Origin of the sequence: Sporolactobacillus terrae DSM 11697 (assembly GCF_000648615.1) — a bacterium.
Lineage (GTDB): Bacteria > Bacillota > Bacilli > Bacillales > Sporolactobacillaceae > Sporolactobacillus > Sporolactobacillus terrae.
The window spans coordinates 106,532-113,411 of the sequence record NZ_JFZC01000063.1 but is presented as its reverse complement, the minus strand read 5'-3'; the positions used below and the strand labels follow the sequence as shown (position 1 = coordinate 113,411).

Sequence of the window (6,880 nt, the reverse complement as noted above, 5' to 3'; positions counted from 1 at the left end):
TGGCAAGAACTCGGTATCCCGCGCGCCGGCTTCTGACATAGATGTTACAGTCATCCGCATAACGCACGAATTCGTGACCTCTTGCGGTGAGTAGCTTATCCAGTTCGTTGAGATAAATGTTGGCCAACAGAGGCGACAGATTCCCACCTTGCGGTGTTCCTTTGTCCGTTATCTCAAAGAGTCGGCCGTTCATCACTCCACTCGTCAGGAATCTACGGATCAGATGCAAGAGCCACGGATCATCAATGTATTGGCCAATAAATTTCATGAGAAGATCGTGATTGACCGTGTCAAAGTAGGCTTTCAGGTCTAAATCCACAACATGGTGATAGCCCCGATTGTAGAGCGACACCACTCGGTGGATCGCGTCATGAGCACTGCGATGCAGCCTGAACCCATAGCTATGATCTGAGAACCCTCTTTCGAACCTTGGCATCATCACTTGAGCCACCGCCTGTTGGATCATCCGATCAACAACGGTCGGTATGCCGAGTTTGCGCTTGGAACCATCCGGTTTAGGGATTTCTACCCGTTTTACCGGAGCTGGTTTATAGGTTCCATTGCGCAATGATGCTAATAATTCTTGCCGATGTTCTTTAAGATAGGGCAGTGCTTCTTCTAGAGTCATTCCGTCAATTCCTGCCGCCCCCTTATTACGCTTCACCCGAAGGTAAGCTTGATTCAGGTTCTTTCGCGACAGGACAAGTTCCATCATTGAAGTGCCATTCTCAGCTGTATTTTCACCAGAAGTCGTACTACGCGCCCCGGAGTGCTCTTGGCCTTCCATGCCTACCCTCTTCCGGCGGTCAGCTTTATGTTCTGTTTTCTGCGATTGTCGCACGGCCTCCACCTCCAATATCAATGAGAATTATTATTGTTCGGTCCTTCGCTGCCAAGGTAGCTACTATGACCTCGGCTGACTTCTGCATCATTCAGCCGCACATCACTGCGCAGTTTGTCGCTGTAGGACTTTTTGTCCTTCTTGTTGGCAACCCCTATGATGCAGATCTCCCCGGGTAAGAGCGATAACCTTCGTGCCATGTAACTGCCAACTCTACTGCTCGTCATTTTGGGCGGTATCGGACTTTGGTTTGTTTAGCAACCTTATCCATGACGCACAGCCTTATAGCTGGTTCTTGTGCATCAGTTCAGCACTTTGCCTTAGACTTCCTTCAGATTCCACCTCACGATGGACACCCTTGCCCTTGGCTAACAGTTCCTACTGCCAAGCCTGTAGCGGACTTTCACCGCCTAGCTGTCGTCCATGCCGGGCGCACAGAAAAGAAGCTGATTCATTGTGCAATCAGCTTCTTTTCGCTTCAAATTCTTCCTTCACAGTTGTTATTCCTCAGTTATGTCAACCTTTTTCCCCATACCGAAGGAGCCTTCAACCAGACACTGTTGCGCTGAGAAATCAGCGGCCAATTCCAGGGCTTTTTTTATTGCTTTTGTCTTGTCGGCAGCATTGCCAAGCGCCTTATAATAGTGAACGAGGAAGCAAGTGAGGAAAGCGTCTCCGGCTCCCATGGTGTCTCGAGCTTTGATGTAATGGGCTGGCTGGCGATAACATTGCCCTTCTGTAAAAAGGAAAGCGCCTTGTTCGCCTTGAGTACAGAGCACACCGCCGCAGCCGTATCCAGCAACGTGTGAAGCTAGGTCTTTCAGTTCGTCCTCGGTCAAATGACTGCATGAAAAACAAGCGATGTCAATGTACTTAGCGACGCGCTTAATATCTTCTTCCGTAAATTCACTGGAAAAGTCATAAGAAATCGGAATACCTAATTGGTGAATCAATGGGAGCGCATCATCAGAAAAGCCATTGATATTGCAATGAATCAAATCAAAGGTTTTTAAATAGTCCACATCTTTGTTAGAAAGCGTTAAGCCATATTGGCTTAGGACGCCGCCGCGATTGCTTCCCAAGAAAACGCGATCACCGTCTTTGAGCGTGACTCGGGCATAGCCGTTCTCGCCTTCATAAATGCGACAGTGAGAGAGGTCCACTTCGTAAGCCTTAGCGGATGACTGGACATGTTCAGCAATCTGATCCGTCCCAAAAGCGCCGAGAAAAGCGGATTCAAACCCAAGCTTTCTCGCGAATACTGCGAAATTCAAGGCATTGCCGCCAGGATACATCGTCTGTCTCGATTCATAGATATCAACGACATTATCGCCAAGTCCTAAAAAACGCACATCTGAAACCTTCCTCCATTTGCGATTTAATGTGGTTCTTTGCAGAATCACTCGTCTTTCTGATCTTCGATAACGAAGCTAACCCGATTCACATCATAGTACATCAGTGAATGATAGATCGCTGTGTTGTATTGGTTAAAAGCCGTCTTGTCCAGCTGGTAGACGGGCGTGCTGACGTTACAATTCAAGTAATTTGCGTTTTTTTCATTTGCAAGCAAAACATTCAACACCTTATAAGTGCTTTTTAAGGTTACGCCATATTTTTCTTGCAAGACTTCATGGGTTGAAACATGGTCATCGATATACGCTTCCAAACCATGAAAACGACTGATTGGATAGCTATTCACCTCGTAGCCAAGCGGAACATCTTTAATATAGAGAATGCGGCAAAGTTCCAAGATTTCACTTTCAGGCGGGATCGCTAATCGTTTCGCAATAAACGGAGAACACGGTTTGATCATTTTCTCAACGATCTTACGTTCCGGCTTCTGGCCCGTCTCTTTCATATACTCTGTATAGCCATCCGGCGAAATTAAGCTTCGCTTGATCTTTCCCCTTTTTACAAAGGTGCCTTTCCCCTGTTTGCGAACGAGGTAACCACTTTCCACCATATCCTGTAGAGATCGTCTGATCGTAATGCGACTGACCGCGTATTTTTCACACAACTCGGTTTCAGAGGGTAACCGTGAGCCTTCCGTATACGTATCATTGTGAATATCCTCAATGATCTTTCTTTTAACTTGGATATAGAGTGGATATAGGTTATCTTTGTTTAGCATCGTCCGACTTCCAATCATTAATAGTTTGAAATGAACTCTATTTTATAATGATAGCATAGCTCATCACATCACACTCTTTTTGTGTCAGGTAGTCAAACTCCGTTTTTTAATAGAAAAGATCATCGGTCCGATCAGGAACGCGATGATCCTTATACAGTTTATCGGCACTCAGCACGGTTGCCGTGAAATTGCGCCAACTTCCGTTTTTGCAGAAAAGTTAGTACGACAGTTTCCACATATATCTACGCTTTGACAACGGGTGATTCCGAGCAATTGCTAATTGTTCTGCAAAAACGCGAAGCACACCCTCGATCAGGATCGGATTAAAATAATCAACGACATCTTCGGCAATATAATTGAGCAACCCGAAATCCTTCGCGTCTACAACCGTGGTTTGCGCATCGAAACGATTTAAGAATTCCAATGCTCGTGAATCCATCGGACGCGTGCTGCCCTCGTTCATCAGCAGCAGGAACGGTTTATCCTTTTCAACGATTTCAAAGGGGCCATGGAAGAACTCGCCATTATTGAATGAACTTGAATTGATCCATTGCATCTCAAGCAGTAGACAAATTGAGAAGGAATAGGCGACCTCTGCTGTCGCTCCGCTGCCCATGACATAAATGACCGGAGCATCCTTGTATGCTTCACCAAATTGTTTTGCTTGAGGGAGCAGTAATTCGGTTGCGTCATCGATCACATCATAAATTTTCTCTACACCTTCGATAAAATGATCGTAGGCGTCATACCCTTCGAAAGCATTCAAGATTTCTACAGCCAGCGTCAATACTTTGGTTGGTTTTGATACCTTAGCCGCATAGCTCTCATGAAATCCGTGCGTGACCACATAGTCTGCATCTTTCGTCAAAGGCGATTGCGGTGCATGGGTCACAGCAATTGTATGCGCACCGAGTGATTTAGCAAGACTGGTTGCCTCAACGGTTTCCGGAGTTGTTCCGCCCAGCGAGCACGTAATCACGATGCTATGTTCGCCAACTGCAGCAGGCGTATCATAGTTAAATTCATTCGCTGTAAAGTGGCCGGCAATCAGCTTCTTTGCATTCTTTCGCAGAAAGTAGAAGGCTGGATAGAGATCCGCTTTCGATCCTCCGCATCCGACAAAATAAACACTGCTAATTTCACTTTGCTTGCTCTGAATCGATTGAATGATTTGATTAAGTTCCAATGATGATTCCTCCCAAAAATTACAATTAGTTAATGAAGAATTTTAGACAGAAAGTTTTGCGTGCGTGCATGCTGTGGATGGTGAAACAATTCCTCTGGCGTATTTTCTTCAACGATTTGGCCGCCATCCATGAAGAGAATGCGATCACCAACTTCTTTGGCAAACCCCATCTCGTGGGTGACGATAACCATCGTCATGCCCTCTTTAGCCAAGTCTTTAATGACAGCCAGAACTTCGCTTACCATTTCGGGATCCAATGCCGATGTCGGTTCATCAAACAGCATCGCAGTCGGCTGCATCGCCAGTGCCCGCGCAATCGCGATTCTCTGCTGCTGGCCGCCGGAGAGGGTAATTGGATAAACATCCTTTTTGTCTCTCAATCCAACTTTACTCAGTAAGTCCATGCCCAGCTGTTCTGCATCACCCCTTTTCATTTTCTTGACACGGATGGGGGCATGACAGATATTCTTAATCACCGTTTTATGAGGAAAGAGGTTAAATTGCTGGAAAACCATGCCCATCTTTTCCCTGACTTGATCAATGTTGACTTTCTGATTCGTAATATCCTGCTCATCAATGATGATCGATCCCCGAGTCGGTGTTTCTAATAAATTGAGACAGCGTAATAGCGTGCTTTTTCCAGAGCCAGAAGGACCGATAATGACAATCACTTCACCGTCATGAATCGTACAGTTTATATCATTCAGCACTTCATGACTCTTAAAGGACTTGTACAAATGTTTAACGGTGATCACTGCTTTTTAACCTCCTTTCAATGAAAGTGAGCAATCTTGTCAACGTTAAGGTCAGCACAAGATAGATCAAGGAACACACGATAATCGGTTCAAGTCCAAGCGCGGTTGTCCCGCGTACCGTGGTTGTCTCATACATGAGCTCGGCGATCCCGATCACGGACACCAAGGATGAATCTTTAATGTTGCCAATGAACTGGTTGCCAAGCGCCGGAAGAATGTTTTTAAAAGCTTGCGGAAGAATAATGTCAAGCATTGTCCTTCTGCTGTTCATGCCAAGACTTCTTGCGGCTTCTGACTGACCATAAGGCACCGCTTCAATCCCTGAGCGCATCGTTTCCGAGATATAGGCCGAGGCATGGATCGTCAGCGCAATAGCCCCCGTTGTAAAGTCGGGAATATTAAGTTGAGTAAGCATCGGCAAGCCAACATAGACGAGATACACTTGCGCAAGTAATGGAGTCCCTCTGATAAATTCAACGTAAGCAATACTGATCCAGCGAACCACTTTAATTTTGGAACGTCTCATTAAGGTTAATAGGACTCCTAAAATCGTACCGGCAATTACTGAAATAATTGCCAGCAATACAGTGACATACGCCCCTTGTAAGAAGAAGCTGTAGTATGATCCCAAAAAAGAGAAATTCAAGAATTCCAACCCCAATCACAATTATTGGAATTATATAAATATTGAAAAGACAATGTCGTACGGCTCATGATTTGACGCGTGCAGCTTCTTGTTTATTCCTTAACATACTTCACTTGTTCGATAATCCATTTTTCATACTGCCCTTTGTATTTCGTGATCGCGGTGTTTACCGCATCCTTCAAATCTTTGCTTGAGTGATTCGGCATCGCGATCGCTGCGCCGGCAGTATCGTCATTGTATTTTAGATTTGTTTGCGCAAGCGACGGATTCGCTCGAATGAGCAGCTCAGCGGTTGGTACGTCAACGAGCATAGTGTCGGCCTTATTATGGGCAACGGCAAGCGCCAAGTCATTCGATTTCCCGAGGAGTTTTAAATGTGCTTTTGGAAAATACTTTTCAGTAACCGCCTGCTGAGTCGAGGAATTAATCGTAGCCACTGTCGCATTTTTCAACGCAGAAGGCTTCGCGTATTTACTCAATTCACTTTTCCGTACAACAAACACATTTGTGCTTTTATAGTAGACCTTTGAAAAATCCGCCGCTTTCTCACGTTCCGGTGTCGGACTCATTGCAGAAACGATCATATCTATTTTTCCGCTCTGCAAAGCTGGCAGCAATCCATCAAAATCCATATCCTTAATCTCGTATTTGACATCCATCTGCTTGGCAATGCGTTTCACCAGTTCAAGATCAGCACCTTTAATCTCATTTTTGCCGTTGTTGCTGTAATGAAATTCATATGGAGGGGTTGCTGCACTGAGGCCGACAACGAGTGTTCCCTTCGCCTTGATCTTTTCCAAACCCGTCTTCTTGTCCCCATTGCTTCCGCAAGCAGCCAGCGAGAACATCAGAATGAAAATGAACGACAATGATGAAATAATTTTAAATACCCTTTTCCCCAACTCAATACATCTCCTTTAACGATAGATTTATATCAACCCATTTTGAATAATGAGATAATATTAATACGTATTATGACGTTATGTTTTTCAATGACTTAATATTATATTCTAAATATTTAAATGTCAATATAATATTTTAATATGTCTTAACATTTTGTTATATTATCTTACATAAAAATCTTGTAAAGGATTGATAGATCAATCCTTTGCGGGGCTGCATTATTTTATTAAGAAAACGTGAACATCACTGAACGGAACACACGCTGGTGTAACAACGATTCAGACGCGCTCGTGCTCATATCCACGCCCCATCAAGCATCCCTTTTCGCTAAATACAACATCCTCCCTTCCATCTTTGTTCGCCCATCCTAAGGTATTGAATTAAGAAACACATTAATATATAATGTTTTCAATTGAAT

At 44.5% G+C, this 6,880-nt stretch carries 8 protein-coding genes; all 8 read right to left on the bottom strand.

Annotated features, from left to right (window positions below; genetic code table 11):
• Nucleotides 1–715: group II intron reverse transcriptase/maturase (ltrA, locus tag AA84_RS0112850; RefSeq protein ID WP_236628091.1), on the bottom strand; the 715-nt coding region annotated here is incomplete at its 3' end.
• 143 nt (nt 716–858) lie between these two features.
• Nucleotides 859–1,041 carry a hypothetical protein gene (locus AA84_RS18865; protein WP_152540377.1) on the bottom strand — a complete coding sequence of 61 codons (183 nt, stop codon included), beginning with the start codon at nt 1,039–1,041 and terminating at the stop codon, nt 859–861.
• Between the two features lie 300 nt (nt 1,042–1,341).
• Nucleotides 1,342–2,193 (bottom strand): PfkB family carbohydrate kinase, encoded by an 852-nt coding sequence (locus tag AA84_RS0112845; RefSeq protein WP_028977534.1) that lies wholly within the window; start codon nt 2,191–2,193, stop codon nt 1,342–1,344.
• A 47-nt stretch (nt 2,194–2,240) separates the two neighbouring features.
• Nucleotides 2,241–2,972, bottom strand: coding sequence for a UTRA domain-containing protein (locus tag AA84_RS0112840; protein WP_028977533.1), 732 nt, complete (start codon nt 2,970–2,972; stop codon nt 2,241–2,243).
• A 217-nt stretch (nt 2,973–3,189) separates the two neighbouring features.
• A complete protein-coding gene (locus AA84_RS0112835; protein ID WP_028977532.1) occupies nt 3,190–4,158 on the bottom strand; it encodes an SIS domain-containing protein in 969 nt (322 codons plus the stop codon).
• A 29-nt stretch (nt 4,159–4,187) separates the two neighbouring features.
• The gene (locus AA84_RS0112830) at nt 4,188–4,913 is read right to left on the bottom strand and encodes an amino acid ABC transporter ATP-binding protein (protein ID WP_028977531.1); all 726 of its coding nucleotides are present in this window, start codon (nt 4,911–4,913) and stop codon (nt 4,188–4,190) included.
• Complete coding sequence (locus AA84_RS0112825) at nt 4,900–5,559, bottom strand: amino acid ABC transporter permease (RefSeq protein ID WP_028977530.1); 660 nt, start codon at nt 5,557–5,559, stop codon at nt 4,900–4,902. Before AA84_RS0112825 ends, AA84_RS0112830 begins: the two co-directional genes overlap by 14 nt.
• A gap of 92 nt (nt 5,560–5,651) precedes the next feature.
• Entirely contained in the window at nt 5,652–6,461 is an 810-nt protein-coding gene (locus AA84_RS0112820; protein WP_028977529.1) for a transporter substrate-binding domain-containing protein, read from the bottom strand.
• Nucleotides 6,462–6,880 lie beyond the last annotated feature (419 nt).

Coding starts and splice junctions, on each gene's coding strand:
- AA84_RS18865 (WP_152540377.1), bottom strand. CDS start 1,041: ATGGCACGAAGGTTATCGCTCTTACCCGGGGAGATCTGCATCATAGGG.
- AA84_RS0112840 (WP_028977533.1), bottom strand. CDS start 2,972: ATGCTAAACAAAGATAACCTATATCCACTCTATATCCAAGTTAAAAGA.